At 68.0% G+C, this 22,670-nt stretch carries 16 protein-coding genes, 1 tRNA gene and 2 pseudogenes; 13 read left to right on the top strand and 6 right to left on the bottom strand.

All coding sequences use genetic code 11. The features are described 5' to 3' along the window. The first annotated feature begins 210 nt into the window (after positions 1-210). From ACIREE_RS16505 to ACIREE_RS16470, 8 genes are all read left to right on the top strand, one after another. Positions 211-2,490 (top strand): FdhF/YdeP family oxidoreductase, encoded by a 2,280-nt coding sequence (locus ACIREE_RS16505; protein WP_404151732.1) that lies wholly within the window; start codon positions 211-213, stop codon positions 2,488-2,490. Positions 2,491-2,552: 62 nt separating this feature from the next. Beyond that, positions 2,553-3,026, top strand: coding sequence for a PaaI family thioesterase (locus ACIREE_RS16500; RefSeq protein WP_404151729.1), 474 nt, complete (start codon positions 2,553-2,555; stop codon positions 3,024-3,026). 100 nt (positions 3,027-3,126) lie between these two features. Further along, positions 3,127-3,762 carry a hypothetical protein gene (locus ACIREE_RS16495; protein ID WP_404151726.1) on the top strand — a complete coding sequence of 212 codons (636 nt, stop codon included), beginning with the start codon at positions 3,127-3,129 and terminating at the stop codon, positions 3,760-3,762. A gap of 423 nt (positions 3,763-4,185) precedes the next feature. Continuing rightward, entirely contained in the window at positions 4,186-5,430 is a 1,245-nt protein-coding gene (locus ACIREE_RS16490; protein WP_404151723.1) for a branched-chain amino acid ABC transporter substrate-binding protein, read from the top strand. A gap of 107 nt (positions 5,431-5,537) precedes the next feature. Continuing rightward, entirely contained in the window at positions 5,538-6,467 is a 930-nt protein-coding gene (locus tag ACIREE_RS16485) for a branched-chain amino acid ABC transporter permease (RefSeq protein ID WP_404151720.1), read from the top strand. Between the two features lie 5 nt (positions 6,468-6,472). Beyond that, entirely contained in the window at positions 6,473-8,269 is a 1,797-nt protein-coding gene (locus ACIREE_RS16480; RefSeq protein WP_404152316.1) for a branched-chain amino acid ABC transporter permease, read from the top strand. Positions 8,270-8,274: 5 nt separating this feature from the next. Beyond that, positions 8,275-9,171, top strand: coding sequence for an ABC transporter ATP-binding protein (locus tag ACIREE_RS16475; protein WP_404151717.1), 897 nt, complete (start codon positions 8,275-8,277; stop codon positions 9,169-9,171). Further along, positions 9,168-9,884 (top strand): ABC transporter ATP-binding protein, encoded by a 717-nt coding sequence (locus tag ACIREE_RS16470; RefSeq protein ID WP_404151714.1) that lies wholly within the window; start codon positions 9,168-9,170, stop codon positions 9,882-9,884. The genes ACIREE_RS16475 and ACIREE_RS16470 overlap by 4 nt, the downstream gene beginning before the upstream one ends. Before the next feature lie 89 nt (positions 9,885-9,973). On the opposite strand, the gene ACIREE_RS16465 is transcribed toward ACIREE_RS16470, so the two are convergent. Continuing rightward, positions 9,974-10,630 (bottom strand): ANTAR domain-containing response regulator, encoded by a 657-nt coding sequence (locus ACIREE_RS16465; RefSeq protein ID WP_404151711.1) that lies wholly within the window; start codon positions 10,628-10,630, stop codon positions 9,974-9,976. A 106-nt stretch (positions 10,631-10,736) separates the two neighbouring features. Between ACIREE_RS16465 and ACIREE_RS16460 the strand changes: the two genes are divergently transcribed. From ACIREE_RS16460 to ACIREE_RS16445, 4 genes and pseudogenes are all read left to right on the top strand, one after another. Beyond that, a tRNA-Leu gene (locus ACIREE_RS16460) sits at positions 10,737-10,811 on the top strand. Between the two features lie 68 nt (positions 10,812-10,879). Then, positions 10,880-11,657, top strand: a pseudogene (locus ACIREE_RS16455) (helix-turn-helix domain-containing protein). A 168-nt stretch (positions 11,658-11,825) separates the two neighbouring features. Further along, positions 11,826-12,646, top strand: a pseudogene (locus ACIREE_RS16450) (MBL fold metallo-hydrolase); the annotation flags it as partial. A gap of 29 nt (positions 12,647-12,675) precedes the next feature. Next, positions 12,676-12,891 carry an alkyl sulfatase C-terminal domain-containing protein gene (locus ACIREE_RS16445; protein WP_404151708.1) on the top strand — a complete coding sequence of 72 codons (216 nt, stop codon included), beginning with the start codon at positions 12,676-12,678 and terminating at the stop codon, positions 12,889-12,891. Positions 12,892-12,964: 73 nt separating this feature from the next. On the opposite strand, the gene pyk is transcribed toward ACIREE_RS16445, so the two are convergent. Beyond that, a complete protein-coding gene (gene pyk, locus ACIREE_RS16440) occupies positions 12,965-14,401 on the bottom strand; it encodes a pyruvate kinase (RefSeq protein ID WP_404151705.1) in 1,437 nt (478 codons plus the stop codon). Between the two features lie 320 nt (positions 14,402-14,721). Between pyk and ACIREE_RS16435 the strand changes: the two genes are divergently transcribed. Next, positions 14,722-16,563, top strand: coding sequence for a bifunctional metallophosphatase/5'-nucleotidase (locus tag ACIREE_RS16435; RefSeq protein WP_404151702.1), 1,842 nt, complete (start codon positions 14,722-14,724; stop codon positions 16,561-16,563). Positions 16,564-16,573: 10 nt separating this feature from the next. On the opposite strand, the gene ACIREE_RS16430 is transcribed toward ACIREE_RS16435, so the two are convergent. The 4 genes from ACIREE_RS16430 to ACIREE_RS16415 all read right to left on the bottom strand — a co-directional run bounded on the left by ACIREE_RS16430 (position 16,574) and on the right by ACIREE_RS16415 (position 22,665). Beyond that, complete coding sequence (locus ACIREE_RS16430; RefSeq protein ID WP_404151700.1) at positions 16,574-18,013, bottom strand: lysine N(6)-hydroxylase/L-ornithine N(5)-oxygenase family protein; 1,440 nt, start codon at positions 18,011-18,013, stop codon at positions 16,574-16,576. Then, the gene (locus tag ACIREE_RS16425; protein ID WP_404151697.1) at positions 18,010-19,422 is read right to left on the bottom strand and encodes a pyridoxal phosphate-dependent decarboxylase family protein; all 1,413 of its coding nucleotides are present in this window, start codon (positions 19,420-19,422) and stop codon (positions 18,010-18,012) included. The genes ACIREE_RS16430 and ACIREE_RS16425 overlap by 4 nt, the downstream gene beginning before the upstream one ends. 257 nt (positions 19,423-19,679) lie before the next feature. Beyond that, the gene (gene pepN / locus ACIREE_RS16420; RefSeq protein WP_404151694.1) at positions 19,680-22,271 is read right to left on the bottom strand and encodes an aminopeptidase N; all 2,592 of its coding nucleotides are present in this window, start codon (positions 22,269-22,271) and stop codon (positions 19,680-19,682) included. Between the two features lie 70 nt (positions 22,272-22,341). Beyond that, positions 22,342-22,665 carry a chorismate mutase gene (locus ACIREE_RS16415; protein WP_404151691.1) on the bottom strand — a complete coding sequence of 108 codons (324 nt, stop codon included), beginning with the start codon at positions 22,663-22,665 and terminating at the stop codon, positions 22,342-22,344. Between the last annotated feature and the right edge of the window lie 5 nt (positions 22,666-22,670).

Raw genomic sequence — 22,670 nt, 5'->3', positions numbered from 1 at the left:
CCTGCACCGGGGCCCGTCGCCTTCGTCGCGGTTGTCTTCGCCGTCTTTGCTGCTTTCTCTGCCACGTCCCCGATCCTGCCACGCCCCACTGACAGCCCCGTCCATCCCGGACCGGGCGGAGGCCCTGTCAGTCGTACGTGCGAGGATCGGAGACGTACTTCACAGCACGTCACAGCACGCTCGCAGGACCAGCTCGAAGGGGAGCCAGCCATGGCCAGCAAGCCGCCCGCGTCCGACCCCGTCCAGGACGCACCGCAGGTCGCCGCTCCGCAGCACCATGCCGCAGGGCTCCCCGCCGTCAAACACTCCCTCAAGATCGCCCGCGAGCAGATGGGTGTGAAGCGCACCGCCCTGACCCTGCTGCGCGTCAACCAGAAGGACGGCTTCGACTGCCCCGGCTGCGCCTGGCCCGAGCCCGAGCACCGGCACGCGGCGGAGTTCTGTGAGAACGGGGCGAAGGCGGTCGCCGAGGAGGCCACCCTGCGCCGGGTGACCCCCGAGTTCTTCGCCGCGCACCCGGTCGCGGACCTCGCGACCCGCTCCGGTTACTGGCTGGGCCAGCAGGGCCGCCTCACCCACCCCATGTATCTGGCGGAGGGCGCGGACCGGTACGAGCCGGTGACGTGGGAACGGGCCTTCGACATCATCGGCGAGGAGCTGACCGCACTCTCCTCCCCGGACGAGGCCGTCTTCTACACCTCGGGCCGCACCAGTAACGAGGCGGCGTTCCTCTACCAGCTGTTCGCCCGCGAGTTCGGCACGAACAACCTGCCCGACTGCTCGAACATGTGCCACGAATCGTCCGGCTCCGCGCTCACGGAGACCATCGGCATCGGCAAGGGCAGCGTCCTCCTCGAAGACCTCTACAAGGCGGACCTGATCATCGTCGCCGGGCAGAACCCGGGCACGAACCACCCGCGCATGCTCTCCGCCCTGGAGAAGGCCAAGTCGGGCGGCGCGCGGATCATCTCCGTGAACCCGCTGCCCGAGGCGGGACTCGAGAAGTTCAAGAACCCGCAGACCCCCAAGGGCCTCACCAAGGGCGCCTCCCTGACCGACCTGTTCCTGCAGATCCGGCTCGGCGGCGACCAGGCCCTCTTCCGCCTCCTGAACAAGCTGATCCTCGATACAGAAGGCGCGACCGACGACGCCTTCATCGCCGAACACACCCACGGCTACGACGAGTTCGCCGCCACCGCCCGCGCCGCCGACTGGGACGAGACCCTCAAGGCGACCGGCCTGTCCCGCGCCGACATCGAGCGCACCCTGGAAATGGTGCTCGCCTCCAAGCGCACCGTCGTCTGCTGGGCGATGGGCCTCACCCAGCACAAGCACTCCGTGCCGACCATCCGCGAAGTGGTCAACTTCCTTCTGCTGCGCGGCAACATCGGCCGCCCCGGCGCCGGTGTCTGCCCGGTGCGCGGCCACAGCAACGTGCAGGGCGACCGCACCATGGGCATCTTCGAGCGCCCCGCCCCCGCCTTCCTCGACGCCCTGGAGAAGGAGTTCGGCTTCGCGCCACCGCGCGAGCACGGCTTCGACGTCGTACGCGCCATCCGCGCCCTGCGCGACGGCGAAGCACAGGTCTTCTTCGCGATGGGCGGGAACTTCGTGTCGGCCTCCCCCGACACCGACGTCACCGAGGCGGCCATGCGCCGCGCCACACTGACCGTCCACGTCTCCACGAAGCTCAACCGCTCACACGCCGTCACCGGCGCCCGCGCCCTCATCCTGCCCACCCTCGGCCGCACCGAGCGCGACCTGCAAGGCAGTGGCGAGCAGTTCGTCACCGTCGAGGACTCCATGGGCATGGTGCACGCCTCACGCGGACGCCTGGAACCGGCCAGCAAGCACCTGCTGTCCGAACCGGCCATCGTCGCCCGCCTCGCCCGCCGCGTCCTCGGCGCCGAATCCCCCACCCCCTGGGACGAGTTCGAGAAGGACTACGCGACGATCCGCGACCGCGTCGCCCGCGTCATCCCCGGCTTCGAGAACTTCAACGCGCGCGTCGCGGACCCCGCCGGCTTCGCCCTGCCGCACGGCCCGCGCGACGAGCGCCGCTTCGACACCCCCACCGGCAAGGCCAACTTCACGGCCGCACCCGTCGAGTACCCGCACCTGCCCGAGGGCCGCCTCCTCCTGCAGACCCTGCGCTCGCACGACCAGTACAACACCACCATCTACGGCCTCGACGACCGCTACCGAGGCATCAAGAACGGCCGCCGCGTCGTCCTCGTCAACGCCGAGGACGCCAAGGACCTCAGCCTCGCCGAGGGCTCCTACGTCGACCTCGTCAGCGAATGGAGCGACGGCGTCGAGCGCCGCGCCCCCGGATTCCGCGTCGTGCACTACCCGACGGCCCGCGGCTGCGCGGCCGCGTACTACCCGGAGACGAACGTGCTGGTCCCGCTCGACGCCACCGCCGACACCAGCAACACCCCCGCCAGCAAGTCCGTCGTCGTCCGCCTGGAACAATCCAGCACCGACTGAGCGTTTGCTCAGCCACCGAGCAGCACCCTTGTCAGCAGGCACGACGGACGGAGCCGGGCCCCATGGGCGAGCAGCACCACGTGAAGTTCCCGCAAGAAGTCATCGACGAGTACGCGACGCTCGGCGTCGACCTGCCCGCCCTCTTCTCCGCCGGACACCTCGGCACCCGGATGGGCATCGACATCAAAGAGGCGTCCGCGGACCGTGTCGTCGGCACGATGCCCGTCGAGGGCAACACCCAGCCGTACGGACTGCTGCACGGCGGCGCCTCCGCCGTCCTCGCCGAAACCCTCGGCTCCGTCGGCTCGATGCTGCACGGCGGCAGCCGCAGACTCGCCGTCGGCGTCGACCTGAACTGCACCCACCACCGCAGCGCCCGCTCCGGCCTCGTCACCGGCGTGGCCACACCGGTCCACCGCGGCCGCACCACAGCGACGTACGAGATCGTCATCACCGACGAGCAGGACAAGCGGGTCTGCACGGCCCGCCTGACCTGCGTCCTCAAGGACGCACCCACAGCTCCGCCGACAGTCTGAGAGCCTCACCCCGGCCAGCACACCCACACATCCGGCCAACCCAACTCACCCACACACCAAGGACGTTGGCGGAGCGAAGAATTCCGGCATACCGTCAGGCATGACCGGCATCGGGCCCGTCGAGCCGTACGAACCCCCGGACGACGCCGTCCGCTCGTCCGGGCTCGACACCCTCGACTCGTTCGGCCCCGACTCCCCCCGTCTGTCCGAGCGTTGGGCCGCGCTGCCCCCGAGCCGACGCCGCGCCGCCCTGGCCGGCACCCTCGCCATCGGCATCACCCTCGCCGTCGCCGCACTCCTCCTGCTGCGCCCGGCCCCGGCGACACCCGCGCCCAACCCCTGGCCCTCCCAGGTGACCGCCCTGCGCTACGACGGCCCCGGACACGGCCCCGGCCGCTTCCGCTTCACCGTGAGCGTCACCGGCACGGCCCCCGTGACCGTACGCCAACTGGACACCGGCCTCCCGGACTTGACCGTGGACGCCGCCCCCTCGCTGCCCGTGACGGTGGACCCGGGCTCCCCCTGGCACCTGACCGCACACCTCACCGCGCGCAACTGCGCGGCCCTGCCGCGCGGCCTCAACGAGCCCTACATAGAGCTGACCCTGAGCAACCGGCGCGCGCAGCAACGCCACATGTTCCTCTTCGACGGCGCCTACCGCCGCGACCTGTGGCGGTGGATCCGCGCCTCCTGCACCCCCACCCCACCCGCCCCGGCACCCACCCACGCGGCCTGAAACGACCCCACACCGATGTAACACACAGTTACCTGTGCCGTAACACAGCAATGCCTCTTTACGCCGTCGCCCTTTACACCCGCACCACCCCGGACACAACCCCTCGCACAGCACCACATCAGCCAGAAAGTAAGGACCAAGATCACCCCAAGTCCCTTAGCGGAACAGGGCGTTCTCGAAATGCGAACACGCGAGTGCGATATGCATACGCCCCAACCACCCCCACAGCACCCACCCAAGGGCAGCCCGGCATAACAAGAACGTCACATCCTCTCCCGCACCGCTCCCCACTCTTCGACCTGCGCTTATAGTCACGGCCAGTCACCGCGCCGCCGGGCGTGTCCATTGCACGGCCCTTGCACCACCAGTACGGCCCGGCGAGACACACGGTTCCCGATCCCGGGGACCGCGCCAGGGAGAGGAATGATCGTGCGACAGCGTTCTCTGCTCATACTCACCACCGTGCTCACGACCGGAGCACTCACGCTCACCGCCTGCGGATCGCGCGACGACGACGGCAAAGGCTCGGGCAGCGACAAGAAAACCACCGTCGTCATCGGCGTCGACGCCCCTCTGACCGGCGCCAACTCCGCGACAGGCCTCGGCATCCAGTACGGCGTCCAGATCGCCGTCGACGACGCCAACAAGAAGAACACCGTCCCCGGTGTCACCTTCGAGGTCAAGGCACAGGACGACAAGGCCGTCCCCGCCACCGGCCAGCAGAACGCCACCGCGCTCGTGGCCAACAAGGACGTGCTCGGAGTCGTCGGCCCCCTCAACTCGGGCGTGGCCACCTCCATGCAGCAGGTCTTCGCGACGGCAAACCTCGTCCAGATCTCCCCCTCGAACACCGCGCCCGAGCTCACCCAGGGCAAGAACTGGCAGACCTCGAAGAAGCGCGCGTACAAGACGTACTTCCGCACCGCCACCACCGACGCCCTCCAGGGCGGCTTCGCGGCCGACTACGCCTACAACACGCTCAAGAAGAAGAAGGTCTACGTCGTAGACGACAAGCAGACCTACGGCGCCGGCCTCGCCAAGCTCTTCACCGCCGGATTCAAGAAGGCAGGCGGCAAGGTCGTCGGCACCGACCACGTCACCACCATCTCCAGCGGCGGCAGCAGCGACTTCGGCACCCTCGTCACCAAGATCAAGAACTCCGGCGCCGACCTGCTCTACTACGGCGGCCAGTACGACGAGTCGCAGGTCCTCACCAAGCAGCTCAAGGACGCCGGCGCCAAGATCCCGCTCTTCGGCGGCGACGGCATGTTCACCCCGACCTACATCAAGACCGCCGGCAAGACCGCCGAAGGCGACCTCGCCACCTCCGTCGGCGTCCCCGTCACCACCCTGCCCGCCGCCAAGGAATTCATCTCCACCTACAAGGCGAAGAAGTACCCCGGCGACTACGGCACCTACGGCGGCTACTCCTACGACGCCGCCACCGCCATCATCAAGGCCGTCGGCACCGTCGTGAAGGACGGCAAGGTCCCCTCCGACGCCCGCGCCAAGGTCGTCGAAGAAGTCCAGAACAGCAAGTTCGACGGCATCGCGGGACCCGTCGCCTTCGACCAGTACGGCGACACCACCAACAAGCAGCTCACCGTCTACCAGGTCAGCAACGGCGAATGGAAGGCCGTCAAGAGCGGCACCTACAACGCCGGCTGACCCACCCGCACCGCACGTACCACCGGGCCGCGCGGCCACGACGACCCGTCACCGCGCGGCCCCACCCATATACCCGCCCCACACTCCCCACCCATGGAGGCCACGCGGTGAACACGCTGCCGCAGCAGCTGGCCAACGGGCTGTTCCTCGGCTCGATGTACGGGCTGATCGCCATCGGTTACACGATGGTGTACGGCATCGTCCAGCTCATCAACTTCGCCCACGGCGAGATCTTCATGACCGGCGCCTTCGGCGCCCTCACGGTCTTCCTCGCCCTCCCCGACGGCATATCCATGTGGATAGCCCTCCCCGCCATGCTCATCGGCGGCGCACTCGTCGCCACCCTCATCGCCGTCGGCGCGGAACGCTTCGCCTACCGCCCCCTACGCGGCGCCCCACGACTCGCACCACTCATCACCGCCATCGGCCTCTCCCTCGCCATCCAGCAGCTCGTCTTCAACCTCTACCCCGACGCCAAGAGCGCCCGCGTCTTCCCCCAACTCCCCTTCGGCCCCTACCACTTGGGATCCATCCGGATCCAGAGCGGCGACATCTTCCTGCTCATCGCCGCCCCCCTGTGCATGGCCATCCTCGCCTTCTTCGTCCGCCTCTCCCGCACCGGCCGCGCCATGCAGGCCACCGCCCAGGACCCGGACACCGCCCAACTCATGGGCATCGACACCAACCGCATCATCGTCATCGCCTTCGCCATCGGCGGCGTCTTCGCCGCCGTCGCCGGCGTCGCCTACGGCGTCAAATACGGCTCCGTCCAATACGACATGGGCTTCGCCGCAGGACTCAAAGCCTTCACCGCCGCCGTACTCGGCGGCATCGGCAACATCTACGGCGCCATGCTCGGCGGCGTCGTCCTCGGCCTCGCCGAAGCCATGGCCACCGCCTACATCTCCGACGTACCCGGCATGGAACAGTTCGGCGGCCAAGGCTGGGCCTCCGTATGGGCCTTCGTCCTCCTCATCCTCGTACTGCTGCTGAGGCCACAAGGCCTACTCGGCGAACGCGTCGCGGACAGGGCGTGACCACCATGACCACACCGGACACGACCACACCACAGAAGACCGACACCCCCCGCGGCCTCATCAACCTCCCCCAAGGCACCCCGCGCATCCTGGTCGCCGCCGGCGCCATCGGCACCATCGCCAGCACCTTCATGTCCTGGACCTGGACCTCCGACTTCCCCGGCGACCTCACCGTCTACGGCTACCCCGCAGGCCTCCAGATCGTCGCCCTCGTCGCCGGAGCCATCACCCTCCTCTTCGGCCTCCGCCTCTGGGACATCCGCGGCCTGCGCTGGCTCAACCCCGCCGCCGCCACCTCCCCGATCCTCCTGGCCGCCCTCGCCGCCTTCACCGTCTGCTGGTTCACGGCCATCGCCATCGCCGTCGACCTCGGCGGACTCGCCAACCTCGACCCCGGCGCCTACGTCGCCGCGATCGCCTCGGCACTCCCCGTCGTCGGCGCCCTCGCCCTGCCCCACCCCGGCCACACCGTCAAGGACTACCTCACCAAACCCGACCAGCCCGCCCCCACCCACGAACTCGCCCCCTGGGTACAGCGCCTGGTCATCACCGCCGGCATCGCCCTCGCCCTCATCGCCTTCACCTACGGCATCGGCATCCCCGACGAAGAAAGCGAAACCTTCGTCGGCTTCGCCCTCCTCATCCTCTTCGGCGCCTGGGCCCTCGTCCACGCCGGACAACTCGACCGGTTCTCCACCCTCAGCGCCCGCCACAAAGGCTTCGCCGCCGGCATGGCCTTCCTCGCCGCCGCGATCTTCCCCTTCACCCAGAGCGACGACCACAACGCCAACCTCGGCGTCAACATCCTGATCTTCGCCACCGTCGCCCTCGGCCTCAACATCGTCGTCGGCCTCACCGGACTCCTCGACCTCGGATACGTCGCCTTCCTCGGCGTCGGCGCCTACGCCGCCGCCCTCGTCTCCGGCTCCGAGTTCTCCCGCTTCTCCGGCGTCCAATTCCCCTTCTGGGCCGCCGCGTTGACCGGCATGGCCGCCTCCCTCGTCTTCGGCGTCCTCATCGGCGCACCCACCCTGCGACTACGCGGCGACTACCTCGCCATCGTCACCCTCGGCTTCGGAGAAATCTTCCGCATCGCCGTCAACAACATGGACGGCTCCTCCGGCCCGGACATCACCAACGGCCCGGACGGCATCCCCTCCATCCCCGACCTCGAAATCTTCGGATTCAACCTCGGCGCCAGCCACGACATCGCCGGATTCACCCTCGGCCGATTCGCCAACTACTTCTTCCTGATGCTCCTCATCACCGCACTGGTGGTCCTCGTCTTCACCCGCGCCGCCGACTCCCGCATCGGCCGCTCCTGGATCGCCATCCGCGAGGACGAAACCGCCGCCACCGCCATGGGCATCAACGGCTTCCGCGTCAAACTCATCGCCTTCGCACTCGGCGCCACCCTCGCCGGACTCGCCGGCACGGTCAGCGCCCACGTCACCTACAGCGTCGTCCCGAGCCCCTACCAGTTCGCGGGCGCCGCACCCCCCAACTCCGCATTCCTGCTCGCCGCCGTCGTCCTCGGCGGCATGGGCACCGTCAGCGGCCCCCTCCTCGGCGCGTCCTTCCTCTACCTCATCCCCGAGAAGCTCACCTTCCTCAAGGAATACGAACTCCTCGCCTTCGGCATCGCACTCGTCCTCCTCATGCGATTCCGCCCCGAAGGAATCATCGCCAACCGCCGCCGCCAACTCGAATTCCACGAAACCGGCCAACTCGACATCCCCGAACAACAGAGCCTGCCCGACAGCACCACCGGCGCCTCCAAGGCGACCAAGGCAGGAGCGTGACCACCATGACTGAGACCACCACCCAGACCACCCGGACCGTGCTGGAAGCCAGCAACGTCACCATGCGGTTCGGCGGCCTCACCGCCGTACGCTCCGTCGACCTCACCGTCAACGAAGGCGAGATCGTCGGCCTCATCGGCCCCAACGGCGCCGGAAAGACAACGTTCTTCAACTGCCTCACCGGCCTTTACATCCCCACCGAGGGCAAGGTCTCCTACAAGGGCACCGTCCTGCCGCCCAAGCCCCACCTCGTCACCAAAGCCGGCATGGCCCGCACCTTCCAGAACATCCGGCTCTTCGCCAACATGACCGTCCTGGAAAACGTCCTCGTAGGCCGCCACACCAGAACAAAAGAAGGCCTCTGGTCCGCACTCCTCCGCGGCCCCGGATTCAAAAAAGCCGAAGCGCACTCCGAAGAACGCGCCATGGAACTCCTCGAGTTCATCGGCCTCGCCCACAAACGCGACCACCTCGCCCGCAGCCTCCCCTACGGAGAACAGCGGAAACTGGAGATCGCGCGGGCCATGGCCAGCGAACCCGGCCTCCTGCTCCTCGACGAGCCCACCGCCGGCATGAACCCGCAAGAAACCCGCGCCACCGAAGAACTCGTCTTCGCCATCCGCGACAAGGGCATCGCCGTCCTCGTCATCGAGCACGACATGCGCTTCATCTTCAACCTCTGCGACCGCGTCGCCGTCCTCGTCCAAGGCGAGAAACTCGTCGAAGGCACCAGCGACGTAGTCCAGGGCGACGAACGCGTCATCGCCGCCTACCTCGGCACCCCCTTCGAAGGCGCCCCCGAGGACACCGCACTCGAAGACGTACAAGCAGCCGAAGCCCACGCCGCGGAAAGTGCGCCGGACAGCGCGTCGGCAGGCTCTTCGGAAGGAACCGACCAGTGACCGCCCTGCTGGAAGTCGAAGACCTCAAGGTCGCCTACGGCAAGATCGAAGCCGTCAAAGGCATCTCCTTCACCGTCGAAGAAGGCCAGGTCGTCACCCTCATCGGCACCAACGGCGCCGGAAAAACCACCACCCTGCGCACCCTCTCGGGCCTCCTCAAGCCCCTCAGCGGCAACATCACCTTCAACGGTCAACCGCTGACCGGCGTCCCCGCCCACAAGATCGTCGCCATGGGCCTCGCCCACTCCCCCGAGGGACGCCGCATCTTCCCGCGCCTCTCCATCCTCGAAAACCTCCAACTCGGCGCCTTCCTCCGCAAGGACACCGCAGGCATCGAAAAGGACCTCCAGCGCGCCTACGAACTCTTCCCCATCCTCGGCGAACGCCGAAAACAAGCCGCCGGAACCCTCTCCGGCGGCGAACAACAAATGCTCGCCATGGGCCGCGCCCTCATGTCCCAGCCCAAACTCCTGATGCTCGACGAGCCCTCCATGGGCCTCTCCCCGATCATGATGCAGAAAATCATGTCGACCATCATCGAGCTCAAGAACCAGGGCACAACGATCCTCCTCGTCGAACAGAACGCCCAGGCCGCACTCTCCCTCGCCGACCAGGGCCACGTCATGGAAGTCGGCTCCATCGCCCTCTCCGGAACCGGCCAGGACCTCCTCCACGACGAATCCGTACGCAAGGCGTACCTCGGCGAGGACTAGGCCCTCTCCGTGGGCCCGTACGCGAATGAGGCCCGCGCCCCGATACAGATCGGGACGCGGGCCTCGCCGCTCGACACCACTCGGGGCTATCAGCCCTTCGACGCCTTCTTCTCCGCCGCATCCTCGATGACCGCCTCGGCCACCTGCTGCATCGAAAGCCGCCGGTCCATCGACGTCTTCTGAATCCACCGGAACGCCGCCGGCTCCGTCAGGCCGTACTCCGTCTGCAGCACCGACTTCGCCCGGTCCACCAGCTTCCGCGTCTCCAACCGCTGCGTGAGGTCCGCGACCTCCTGCTCCAGCGTCTTCAACTCCGTGAACCGGGACACGGCCATCTCGATCGCCGGCACCACATCGCTCTTGCTGAACGGCTTCACGAGGTACGCCATCGCACCCGCGTCCCTGGCCCGCTCCACGAGGTCGCGCTGCGAGAACGCCGTCAGCATCAGCACCGGGGCGATCGACTCCTCCGCGATCTTCTCCGCCGCGCTGATGCCATCCATCTTCGGCATCTTCACATCGAGGATCACGAGGTCCGGCCTGTGCTCACGGGCCAGCTCGACGGCCTGCTCACCGTCGCCGGCCTCGCCCACGACGGTGTAGCCCTCTTCTTCGAGCATCTCTTTGAGGTCGAGGCGGATCAGGGCCTCGTCCTCGGCGATGACGACGCGGGTCGTCAGCGGCGGGACGTGCGACTTGTCGTCGTCGGCGGCGTCTACGGGCTGGGGCGACTCGGGGGCGGTCACGGGGGCGCTCCTTGGTTGAGCAGGGCGGGGGTACTGCTCCCAAGAGCGTACCTAGCTGCGGTATGGTGGTGCGCCATGGGGGTGCTCGTCGCCCTTCCTTTCTAAGGCCCCAGTACTCCAACTGGTTAGAGAGGCCGCTCTCAAACAGCGGACAGTGTGGGTTCGAATCCCACCTGGGGCACTTTTCCTTGCTTTCCAAGGTCGCAACCGGAAGCGGATGCTCACGTTCTCGTGAACATCCGCTTTTTGCTGCGTGTCGCGCCCCCCGATCTCACAGATTGCCCACATGTAAACACGGGCACACGCAAGCGGACGCTGGCACTGGTAGCAGAGGGCCGCAGCCTGAACTCAGTGAGCCGAGAAACCGGGATCTCCCGCGCCGCTATCCGGTCGTGGCAGACGCGGATCGAGCCGCTCGCGCCGACAGCCCCGTGCCCTCGCTGCCAGCGAGTAGTCCCCAGCCTCCCCGAGGACCCGGCCGCGTACTCGTACCTGCTCGGGCTCTACCTCGGCGACGGCAGCATCAGTCGCATGCGCCGACAGCTGGCCCTGTCTGATCGACGCCTGCGTGGAGGCGAGGCAAGCAGTGCGCCCATCCAACAAGGTCTTCCGGGTACAGCAGCAGGGCTGTCAGCAGGTGACCTGCTTCAGCAACCGCTGGCCCTGTCTGCTCCCCCAGCACGGTCCCGGCAAGAAGCACGACCGCAAGATCGTTCTCGCCCCCTGGCAGCAGGAGATCGTCGATGCCCACCCGTGGGAGTTCATCCGCGGCCTGATCCACTCCGACGGCTGTCGGATCGCGAACTGGACCGAGAAAATCATCGGCGGCGAGCGCAAGCACTACGAGTACCCCCGGTACTTCTTCACCAACAAGTCCGACTGCATCAGGCAGCTCTACACCGACACTCTCGACCAGGTCGGCATCAGCTGGACCCACTGCACTCGCCACGGGAACCCGTACAACATCTCGGTCGCCCGCAAGGCGGATGTCGCTCTCCTGGACCTGCACGTAGGGCCCAAGCACTGACCCGCAATATGACCCGTCACACCGTTCCCACCCGGCCCCAGGGACTCGCCCCAAATCAGCGGCGAAGCCTCGACCGGCTCACCCCCTCGCACGATGTTCGGGATCACACCCACCCCGTCGTCGAAGAGGTACGCATGAGCCCGATCAACCGGCGCCGTTTCGGCCGCCGTGGCCGTGAGCCCGGAGTCCGCTTTCGCCGCGCGTAAGAGCGATGACAGCAGCGCGACGGACGAGGGCGACCTGGACTACGACGACACCGCCGACTTCGACAACGCCGACAAGGGATTCGTCGCGGCGCTCACTCCGGGCGTCATCAAGAACGCCGACGGCAAGGTCGTCTGGGACAACGACGCGTACGGCTTCCTGAAGAAGGACGCTCCGGCCACCGCCGACAAGAGCCTGTGGCGTCAGTCCCAACTGGCAAGCAGGCAGGGCCTGTACAAGGTGACCGACCGGATCTATCAGGTCCGCGGGCTCGATCTCTCCAACATGACGATCGTCGAGGGCGACATGGGCCTCATCGTCATCGACCCGCTGATCTCCGCGGAGACGGCGGCCGCCGCGCTCAAGCTGTACCGGAACCACCGTGACGCCGCCGACAAGAAGGTCACGGCGCTGATCTACACGCACCCGCACGTCGATCACTTCGGCGGCGCGTACGGCGTCCTGCCGGGCGGGGCGGGCGACGTGCCGGTCATCGCGCCGGAGGGGTTCCTGGAGCACGCGGTCTCGGAGAACGTGTACGCGGGTACGGCGATGACGCGCCGGACGTCGTACATGTACGGCGCGCAGCTCCCCAAGTCGGCGAAGGGTCAGATCGGTTGTGGGCTCGGGCAGAACGTGTCGCCGGGCGGGTCGATGTGGCGTTCGCGTCGCATCACTGGCCGACGTGGGGTGGCAGTGAGATCACCGAACTGCTCACGGAGCAGCGGGACTTGTATGCGTACATGCATGACCAGACCTTGCGGATGATCAACCTCGGGATGACGGTTTCCCGGCTTTGAAGGTGGTGTACCACTTGACCTTGCAGAACGGTGTGTTGACGTGCAGGAGCGATGGCGAGGCCGATGGGGAGGCCGGGGTCACGTTGACCATGACGAAGGCGCAGTTGCTCGCGTTGCTCGGTGGGAAGGGGCTGGGTGATAGCGGGGTGTCGGGTGACGTGTCGCTGTTGCGGAAGCTGTTGGCCGTGGTGGGCAAGCCGGATCCGAATTTCGCGATCGTGACGCCGTAGTCTTCCGGGCGTGTGCGAGGGGCCGCACCCTTGCCGTTCCGGATGTGGCCCCCAACTACCTATATGCGAACGCCTACTTGGGGCTGTCGTCCTCGCCGATGTGGTGGATGCGGACGAGGTTGGTGGAGCCGGCGACGCCGGGCGGGGAGCCGGCTGTGATGACGACGACGTCGCCCTTCTGGCAGCGGCCGATCTTCAGGAGTTCTTCGTCGACCTGGGCGACCATGGCGTCGGTGGAGTCGACGTGCGGGCCGAGGAAGGTCTCGACGCCCCAGGTGAGGTTGAGCTGGGCGCGGGTGGCGGCGTCGGGGGTGAAGGCGAGGAGTGGGATCGGGGAGCGGTAGCGGGAGAGGCGCTTGACGGTGTCGCCGGACTGGGTGAAGGCGACGAGGAATTTGGCGCCGACGAAGTCGCCCATTTCGGCTGCGGCTCGGGCGACGGCGCCGCCTTGGGTACGGGGTTTGTTGCGGTCGGTGAGGGGCGGGAGGCCCTTGGCGAGGATGTCTTCCTCTGCCGCTTCGACGATGCGGCTCATGGTCTTGACGGTTTCGATGGGGTATTTGCCGACGCTGGTCTCGCCGGAGAGCATGACGGCGTCGGTGCCGTCGATGACGGCGTTGGCCACGTCGCTGGCTTCGGCCCTGGTGGGGCGCGAGTTGTCGATCATCGAGTCGAGCATTTGGGTGGCGACGATGACGGGCTTCGCGTTGCGCTTGGCGAGTTTGATGGCGCGCTTCTGGACCATCGGGACTTGTTCGAGGGGCATTTCGACGCCGAGGTCGCCGCGGGCGACCATGATGCCGTCGAATGCGGCGACGATGTCGTCGATGTTGTCGACGGCTTGCGGCTTTTCCACCTTGGCGATGACGGGGAGGCGGCGGCCTTCTTCGGTCATGATGCGGTGGACGTCTTCGATGTCGCGTCCGCTGCGTACGAAGGAGAGGGCGATGATGTCGGCGCCGATGTTCAGGGCCCAGCGGAGGTCTGCTTCGTCCTTGTCGGAGAGTGCGGGGACGGAGACGGCGACGCCGGGGAGGTTGAGGCCTTTGTGGTCGGAGACCATGCCGCCTTCGACGACTTCGGTGTGGACGCGGGGGCCGTCGACTCCGGTGACTTCGAGGCTGACTTTGCCGTCGTCGACGAGGATGAGTTCGCCGGGGGTGACGTCTTCGGCGAGGCCGCTGTAGGTGGTGCCGCAGCGCCGGCGGTCGCCTTCGATGCCGTCTTCGACGGTGATGGTAAAAGTGTCGCCGCGTTCAAGGAGTACGGGGCCTTCGGTGAAGCGGCCGAGTCGGATCTTCGGGCCTTGAAGGTCGGCGAGGATTCCGACGCTGCGGCCGGTCTCTTCCGAGGCCTTTCGCACGCGCTGGTAACGCTCCTCGTGCTCGGCGTAGGTGCCGTGGCTGAGGTTGAAGCGGGCTACGTCCATTCCGGCTTCGACGAGTGCCTTGATCTGCTCGTACGAGTCGGTGGCGGGGCCCAGGGTACAGACGATCTTTGCTCGGCGCATGGTTCGAGCCTAGGCCTTACCGGTGGGTAGGGAATTGGCCGGGGGTGACTACTCAACAACGTTCATATGAAGGGTTATTGACAAGCTTCGCTATGTTTTGAATATGCGCGGGGTGCTGCTCTGATGAGCGAATCGGGCGCTTTTTTTGGGGGCTCTCGGAGTTGTGGGAGGGGGGAGGGTGAGGCGGGCCGGCGTCTGGTCATCCGATCGCAACCTGCGGGGGGTGTTGCGGGAGGTGTGTTCTGGGCCAGAATCTACGCGCGTTACATGTGTGTTGACCGCGTTGACTCTCAGCCAGTGGTGCCCCGAGGAGTACAGAGATGCCGTTGAACCGCAGGAAGTTTCTGGGACAGTCCGCCGCGACGGGTGTGGGGGTGGCGTTGACCGGTGCCGTGGCCGCGCCCGGCGCCGAGGCCGCGGAGCGGGGCCATGGGCACGGGCATGGGCACGCCCACGGGCACGAGCACGGTCATGGGAAGCGGAAGCGGTACTCGTTCACCGTCATGGGGACGACCGACCTGCATGGTCACGCGTTCAACTGGGACTACTACAAGGACGCCGAGTACACGGACGCGGCGGGCAACGCGCAGGGCCTGTCGCGGATCTCGACGCTGGTGAAGCAGGTGCGCGAGGAGAAGGGGCGTGGCAACACGCTGCTGATCGACGCGGGCGACACGATCCAGGGCACGCCGTTGACGTACTACTTCGCGCGGGTGGAGCCGATCACCGCGAAGGGTGGTCCGGTGCACCCGATGGCGCAGGCGATGAACGCGATCGGTTATGACGCGGCGGTGCTGGGCAACCACGAGTTCAATTACGGCATCGACACGCTCCGTAAGTTCGAGTCGCAGTTGAAGTTCCCGTTGCTGGGGGCGAACGCGGTGGACGCGAAGACGGAGAAGCCGGCATTCGCGCCGTATGTCATAAAGAAGCTGCGGACGCCGCACGGCAAGGACGTGAAGGTGGCGATCCTGGGGCTGACGAACCCGGGGATCGCGATCTGGGACAAGGCGTATGTGCAGGGTGTGTTGAAGTTCCCCGGTATCGAGGAGCAGGCCGCGCTGTGGGTGCCGAAGTTGCGTTCGATGGGTGCGGACGTGGTGATCGTGTCGGCGCACACGGGGGCGTCGGGCACGTCGTCGTGGGGTGATCAGCTGCCGTATGTGGAGAACGCGGCGGCGAACATGGCGGCGAAGGTGCCGGGGATCGACGCCATCCTGGTCGGGCACGCGCATGTGGAGATCGAGCAGCAGGTGGTGAAGAACGAGAAGACGGGGAAGCCGGTCGTCCTGTCGGAGCCGTTGTGTTACGCGGAGCGGTTGGCTCTCTTCGACTTCGAGTTGGAGTGGGAGAAGGGCCGGTGGGCGGTGGCGTCGGTGTCGTCGAAGCTGCTGAACTCGAATGCGGTGGCCGATGACCCGAAGATCACTCGGCTGTTGAAGGACGAGCACGCGCTGGTCGTGAAGTACGTGAACCAGGTGGTGGGTCAGGCGAAGACGACGCTGACCACGGTGGATGCCCGGTACAAGGACGCGCCGATCATCGATCTGATCAACAAGGTGCAGGCGGATGTGGTGACGGAGGCGCTGAAGTCGACGCAGTACGCGTCGCTGCCGGTGTTGTCGCAGGCGTCGCCGTTCTCGCGTACGTCGGAGATTCCGGCGGGTGATGTCACGATCCGCGATCTGTCGGGCCTGTATGTGTACGACAACACGCTGGTGGCGAAGTTGCTGACGGGTGCGCAGGTGCGGGCGTACCTGGAGTTCTCGGCGCAGTACTTCGTGCAGACGGCGGCGGGTGCGGTGGTGGACGTGGAGAAGCTGACGAATGCCGGGGACCGTCCGGACTACAACTACGACTATGTGTCGGGGCTGACGTACGACATCGACATCGCGCAGGCGGCGGGTGCGCGGATCAAGAACGTGAAGTTCGATGGCGCGGACCTGGATGATGCGGCGCAGTTCGTGTTCGCGGTGAACAACTACCGGGCGAACGGTGGTGGGGCGTTCCCGCATGTGGCGTCGGCGCAGGAGTTGTGGTCGGAGTCGACGGAGATCCGGACGCGGATCGCGGAGTGGGTGACGGCGAAGGGTGTTCTGGATCCGGCTGATTTCGCGTCGGTGGACTGGAGGCTGACGCGGGACGGGACGCCGGTGTTCTAGTCGTTGGGGTTCATCCCTGGAGTTCGATCAGTTGGCCGCGTTCTCCTGCCCGGTGTCCGGGTCGGGGGGCGCGGTTTTCGTGTCCGGTGAGGCCGAAGGTGGTGAAGGCGGTGCGTGCGGGCTGGGGGTAGGGGTCCCTGCCGGTGAGGGAGTTGAGGATGGTGGCGCTGCGCCAGGCGGCGAGGCCGAGGTCGGGGGCGCCGACGCCGTGGGTGTGGCGTTCGGCGTTCTGTACGTAGACCGCTCCGCGTACGGATTCGTCGAGGACGAGGCGGAACTGTTCGTCGATGCGCGGGCGTTCGGCGCGGTCGCGGCGGATGTAGGGGTCGAGGCCGGTGAGGAGGGGGGCGAGGGAGCGTTCCTGGTAGCCGGTGGCGAGGATGACGGCGTCGGTGGTGAGGCGGGAGCGGGTGCCCTGTCGGCGGTGTTCGAGGTGGAGTTCGACTTTGGTGGTGGCGACGCGGCCTGCGGTGCGGACGCTGACGCCGGGGGTGAGAGTGGCGTCGGGCCAGCCGCCGTCGAGGGTGCGCCGGTAGAGCTCTTCGTGGATGGCGGCGATGGTGTCGGCGTCGATGCCTTTGTGGAGCTGCCATTGGGCGGGGACGAGGTGGTCGCGCTCGGCTTCGGGGAGTTGGTGGAAGTAGTGGGTGTAGTCGGGGGTGAAGTGTTCGAGGCCGAGTTTGGAGTACTCCATGGGGGCGAAGGCGTCGGTGCGGGTGAGCCAGTGGATTTTTTCGTGTCCTGCGGGGCGGGCGCGGAGGAGGTCGAGGAAGATTTCGGCGCCGGACTGTCCTGAGCCGATGACGGTGATGTGTTCGGCGGCGAGGACGCGGTCGCGGTGGGTGAGGTAGTCGGCGGAGTGGATGACGGGCACGGTGGGTGCGTCGGCGAGGGGCCTGAGCGGTTCGGGGATGTGGGGTTCGGTGCCGACTCCGAGTACGACGTTCTTGGTGTAGGTGCGGCCGAGGGCTTCGGCTTCTCCGTCGGCGTCGAGCTGGGTGTAGTCGACTTCGAAGAGGGCGCGTTCGCTGTTCCAGCGGACGGCGTCGACCTGGTGGGAGAAGTGCAGGCCGGGGAGGTTCTCGCTGACCCAGCGGCAGTAGGTGTCGTAGGCGGCGCGCTGGATGTGGAATTGCTCGGCGAGGTAGAAGGGGAAGAGGCGCTGGTGGGTTTTGAGGTAGTTGAGGAAGGTCCAGTGGCTGGTGGGGTCGGCGAGGGTGACCAGGTCAGCGAGGAAGGGGACTTGGAGGGTGGCGCCGTCGATGAGCAGGCCGGGGTGCCAGTGGAAGGCGGGGCGCTGGTCGTAGAAGGCGGTGTCGAGTTCGGTGAGGGGGTGGGCGAGGGCGGCAAGGGAGAGGTTGAAGGGGCCGATGCCGACGCCGACGAGGTCGCGGGGTGCTTCGGTGGGCTGGGTGGGGTGCGGGGTGGGCGCGGCTGGCACGGCGTTCATCGGGTCGTGTGTCCTTCCACCAGTTTCAGGAGGGCGGTGAGGTCGCCCGGTTCGGTGTGCGGGTTGAGCAGGGTGGCTTTGAGCCAGAGGGTGCCGTCGTCGGTGCGGGCCCGGCCGAGGACGGCGCGGCCTTCGGTGAGGAGGCCGCGGCGGATGTCGGCGATGGTCGTGTCGTCGGCGCCGCGGGGTCGGAACAGGACGGTGGAGAGGGTGGGGGTGTCGTAGAGCTCGAAGCCGGGGTGGGTGTCGACGAGGTGGGCCAGGTGGTGGGCGAGGTCGATGACCTGGTCGGTGAGGGCGCCGAGTCCGGTGCGGCCGAGTGCTTTGAGGGTGACGGCGATCTTGAGGATGTCCGGGCGGCGGGTGGTGCGCAGGGAGCGGCCGAGGAGGTCGGGGAGGCCGGCTTCGGTGTCGTCGTCGGCGTTGAGGTAGTCGGCCTGGTAGGTGAGGGCGGCTACGTCGGCGGGGTCGCGTACGGCGAGGAATCCTGCGGCTACGGGCTGCCAGCCGAGTTTGTGCAGGTCGAGGGTGACGGTGTGGGCGCGGGCGAGGCCGTCGAGCCGGGCGCGGTGGCGGGCGCTGAGGAGGAGGCCGGCTCCGTAGGCGGCGTCGATGTGCAGGCGGGCGCCGTGTCGTTCGCAGATGTCGGCGATCTCGGGGAGTGGGTCGATGAGGCCGGCGTCGGTGGTGCCCGCGGTGGCGGTGACGAGTTTGGGGCCCGGCAGGTCGGCGAGGGCTTCGTCGAGGGCGGCGGGGTCGAGGGTGCCGGTGGGGGCGGGCACGGTGAGGGGGTCGGGCAGGCCGAGCAGCCAGGCGGCGCGGGCGAGGCTGTGGTGGGCGTTGGCTCCGACGAGGAGGCGTACGGGTTCGGGGTGGCGGGTCGTTTCTCTTGCGAGGAGGACGGCGAGTTGGTTGGCCTCGGTGCCGCCGGTGGTGACGAGGGCGTCGGCGGGGGCTTCTTCGCTGTGTGCCTCGCCGTGTACCGGGCCGTATACCTCGCGGGCGAGGGTTGCGGTCACGAGGTCTTCGAGGGCGGAGGCGGCGGGGGCCTGGTCCCAGGAGTCCATGGAGGGGTTGAGGGCGCTCGCGGCGAGGTCGGCGGCGGTGGCGACGGCGAGCGGCGGGCAGTGCAGGTGGGCGGCGCACAGGGGGTCCGCGGGGTCGGCGGCGCCTTCGGTGAGTGCGGTGACGAGGGTGCGCAGGGCGTCGTCGGCGCCGGTCCCCTGCTCGGGCAGTACGGTTCCGGCCTGCTCGCGCAGTCGGGCGGCGACGGCGTCGGGTCCGCCTGCGGGGAGGGGGCCGCCGCGGCGGGTGGCGCCTTCGTGGAGGGCGTCGAGGACGGTGGTGAGCAGCGGCCGCAGGGCGTCGGGGCCCTGGATGCCTCCGGCGAGGGGCGGGGTGCTGCTCATGCGGGGTCCTTCGGGTGTGTGACCGGTGGGTGGGCACGGGCGTGAGGCCGTGCCGCACCAGTCTTGGACCTTTGGGAAGGGCACCCTTGGCGAATGGGGGAGGACGACCCGAAAGGGGTACTCCTGTGCGGGGAAAGCGTGTTGGTGGTGTATAGGGCGGCCCACGCCTCGGGGCCCGGTGGAGCTCGGGTCCTGGGGCGTGGGCCTGGCCTACTTCAGCGGTGCTGGCCTGCGCTTGGGGAGTGCTGGGTCGCGTGCTAGGACTGCTGGGCGGTCCGCACCTTCAACGCCCGTGCCAGGTCGTCGAGTTGGTCGGCGAGTTTGCGGCGCAGGGCCGGTGAGGGGTTGCTTTCGGTCAGACACTGGTCGCCGAGGCGCAGGGTGTCCTCGTCGATGGCGTGGGCGGGGAACGCGTGGCGTCCGGCGGCCTCGGCGATGGCGGGGCCGCGGCGGTCGGCGAGGGCGGTGGCGTCGGTGAAGTAGCGGGGTACGTAGCGGCGCAGGAGGTCGGTCTGTTCGGGTTGCCAGAAGCCTTGGGCGGTGGCGGTGAACAGGTAGTTGGAGAGTTCCTGGTCGGGGTCGGTGGTGAACAGGGCGGTCCAGGCGGCTTCTTTGGCCTGGGGGTCGGGGAGGGCGGCGCGGCAGCGGGCGGCGCCTTCTTGTCCGGTGGCGCTGGGGTCGTGGGCGAGTTCGGCGTCGATGACGGCGTCGTCGATGGTGCCGAGGACGCTGAGGCGGCCGAGGATGCGCCAGCGCAGTTCGGGGTCGAGGTCGGGGCCGCCGGGGACGGCGCCGGAGTCGAGCCAGTCGCGGATGGTGTCGGGGTGCTGGGCGGTGTCGATGAAGTGGCGTACGGCGGTGAGGCGCAGGCCGGGGTTGTCGCCGCCCTCGGTGCGGTGCAGGAGGTCCTGGCACAGGGTGCTGAGGAGGGTGAGGGCGGCGGGGCGTTCGGCGGGGGTGCTGAACCGGTCGGCGACCTGGGCGTGGGCGAAGGTGAGGACGCCCTGGACGAGGGCGAGGTCGGTCTCGGCGGGGAGGTGGGCGGCGACGGTGGTCAGGTAGGCGGCGGGTTCGAGTTCGCCGTCGCGGACCATGTCGCGCAGGGTGTTCCACAGGACGGCGCGGGTGAGGGGGTCGGGGACGCCGGAGAGGTGGCGCAGGGCGGCTTCCTGTGAGGCGGGGTCGAGGCGGATCTTGGCGTAGGTGAGGTCGCCGTCGTTGAGGACGAAGAGGGCGGGTCGGGGTCCGTGGGCGGAGAGCCCGGTGCCGCCGGTGGCTTTGATGTCGGCGTCCAGGCGGCTGCGCGGGGTCAGTCGGCGCGGGTCGCCGGGGTCCGTGTCGTAGAGGCCGATGGTGATGCGGTGCGGGCGCCTGGCGGGCGGGGAGGTGAGCGAGGTCAGGTGGGTGAGGCCGTCGCGGTCCTTGGCCGGGTCGGGGGCGGTCCACACGCCGGTGCTGCCGTCGTTGCTCAGGTCGAGGTGCCATGCCGTGTCGTCGGTGGTGACGGTGGCGGTGAGGGTGTCGACGCCGGTGGTGCGCAGCCAGGCGTCGGCCCAGGCGTGGACGTCTCGGTCGGTGTGGGAGGCGAGGGAGTCGATGAAGTCGGCGAGGGTGGCGTTGGCGAACTTGTGTCGCTTGAAGTGGGTGTTGATGCCGGCGAGGAAGTCCTTCTCGCCGAGCCAGGTGACGAGTTGGCGCAGGGCGCTGGCGCCCTTGGCATAGGAGATTCCGTCGAAGTTGAGGAGTGCGGAGGCGGTGTCCTCGACGGCTTCGGGGGCGACGGGGTGGGTGGAGGGCCGCTGGTCGGCGTCGTAGCCCCAGGCTTTTCGGGCGACGCCGAAGTCGACCCAGGTGTCGGTGAAGCGGGTCGCTTCGGTGAGGGTCTGGTAGCCCATGTACTCGGCGAACGACTCGTTCAGCCAGATGTCGTCCCACCATTGGAGGGTGACGAGGTCGCCGAACCACATGTGGGCCATTTCGTGGGCGATGACCATGGCGCGGGTCTGGCGTTCGGTGTCGGTGACGGCGGAGCGGTAGACGAACTCGTCGCGGAAGGTGACGAGGCCGGGGTTCTCCATGGCGCCGGCGTTGAATTCGGGGACGAACGCCTGGTCGTAGGAGTCGAAGGGGTAGGGCTCGTCGAACTTCTCGTGGTAGCGGTCGTAGCACGCGCGCGTGATGTCGAGGATTTCGTCGGCGTCGGCGTCCAGGTGGGGCGCGAGTGAGCGGCGGCAGTGCAGGCCGAAGGGGAGGCCGCGGTGTTCGGTGCGGACCGAGTGCCAGGGTCCGGCGGCGACGGCGACGAGGTAGGTGGGGAGCAGTGGGGTGGTGGCGGCCTGCCACGTGCCCTCCCCCAGGTGCTCGACGACGCTGTTGGTGAGCACGGTCCAGCCTTCGGGGGCGGTGACCGTGACGTCGAAGCGGGCCTTCAGGTCGGGCTGGTCGAAGGCGGCGAAGACGCGCTGGACGTCTTCCATGAACAGCTGTGTGTAGACGTACGTCTCGCCGTCGGTGGGGTCGGTGAAGCGGTGCATGCCCTCGCCGGTGTGCGAGTAGCGCATGGCGGTGTCGAGGCGCAGCTCGTGGGGGCCCTCGGTGAGGCCGGTGAGCGGCAGCCGGTTGCCGTCGAGGGCCGCGGGGTCGAGGGGGTGTCCGTCGAGGGTGACGGAGCGCAGTTCGGCGGGCTTGAGCTCGACGAAGGTGGTGCCGGCGGCGCGCGCGGTGAACCGGATCACGGTTCGGGAGTCGAAGGTGTGGCTGCCGCGGGTCAGATCGAGGTCGACGGTGTACCGCTGGACGTCGATGAGCCGGGCTCGGGTCTGCGCTTCGTCGCGCGTCAGTACGGACATGGGGACATGCTGCCGGATGCCGCTGACATCCGGCCCCGGATTCTTCGGTGGGCGAAGCGGGGCCGCCTGGTCAGCGCTTGGTGTTCTCGGCGATCTGCTCGTGGTGGCGGATCACTTCGCTGATGATGAAGTTCAGGAGCTTCTCGGCGAACGCCGGGTCGAGTTTGGCGTTCTCGGCGAGCTGGCGGAGGCGTTCGATCTGGCGGGATTCGCGGGCCGGGTCCGCCGGGGGCAGTTCGTGCTGGGCCTTGAGGTGTCCGACCTGCTGCGTGCACTTGAAGCGTTCGGCGAGCATGTGGACGACGGCGGCGTCGATGTTGTCGATGCTGTCGCGGAGCCGGCCGAGTTCGGCGCGCACCTCGGGATCGACGGCCTGTGGCTTGCTGGAGGTCATGACGG

Origin of the sequence: Streptomyces sp. NPDC102467, from assembly GCF_044765445.1 — a bacterium.
Lineage (GTDB): Bacteria > Actinomycetota > Actinomycetes > Streptomycetales > Streptomycetaceae > Streptomyces.
This window is presented reverse-complemented; position numbering and strand designations above follow the sequence as displayed.

What these genes read in the sequence shown, in the direction of transcription:
- ACIREE_RS16505 (WP_404151732.1), top strand. Translation starts at nt 211, where the DNA reads ATGGCCAGCAAGCCGCCCGCGTCCGACCCCGTCCAGGACGCACCGCAG.
- ACIREE_RS16500 (WP_404151729.1), top strand. Translation starts at nt 2,553, where the DNA reads ATGGGCGAGCAGCACCACGTGAAGTTCCCGCAAGAAGTCATCGACGAG.
- ACIREE_RS16495 (WP_404151726.1), top strand. Translation starts at nt 3,127, where the DNA reads ATGACCGGCATCGGGCCCGTCGAGCCGTACGAACCCCCGGACGACGCC.
- ACIREE_RS16490 (WP_404151723.1), top strand. Translation starts at nt 4,186, where the DNA reads ATGATCGTGCGACAGCGTTCTCTGCTCATACTCACCACCGTGCTCACG.
- ACIREE_RS16480 (WP_404152316.1), top strand. Translation starts at nt 6,473, where the DNA reads ATGACCACACCGGACACGACCACACCACAGAAGACCGACACCCCCCGC.
- ACIREE_RS16475 (WP_404151717.1), top strand. Translation starts at nt 8,275, where the DNA reads ATGACTGAGACCACCACCCAGACCACCCGGACCGTGCTGGAAGCCAGC.
- pyk (WP_404151705.1), bottom strand. Translation starts at nt 14,401, where the DNA reads ATGCGCCGAGCAAAGATCGTCTGTACCCTGGGCCCCGCCACCGACTCG.
- ACIREE_RS16435 (WP_404151702.1), top strand. Translation starts at nt 14,722, where the DNA reads ATGCCGTTGAACCGCAGGAAGTTTCTGGGACAGTCCGCCGCGACGGGT.
- ACIREE_RS16430 (WP_404151700.1), bottom strand. Translation starts at nt 18,013, where the DNA reads ATGAACGCCGTGCCAGCCGCGCCCACCCCGCACCCCACCCAGCCCACC.
- ACIREE_RS16425 (WP_404151697.1), bottom strand. Translation starts at nt 19,422, where the DNA reads ATGAGCAGCACCCCGCCCCTCGCCGGAGGCATCCAGGGCCCCGACGCC.
- pepN (WP_404151694.1), bottom strand. Translation starts at nt 22,271, where the DNA reads ATGTCCGTACTGACGCGCGACGAAGCGCAGACCCGAGCCCGGCTCATC.
- ACIREE_RS16415 (WP_404151691.1), bottom strand. Translation starts at nt 22,665, where the DNA reads ATGACCTCCAGCAAGCCACAGGCCGTCGATCCCGAGGTGCGCGCCGAA.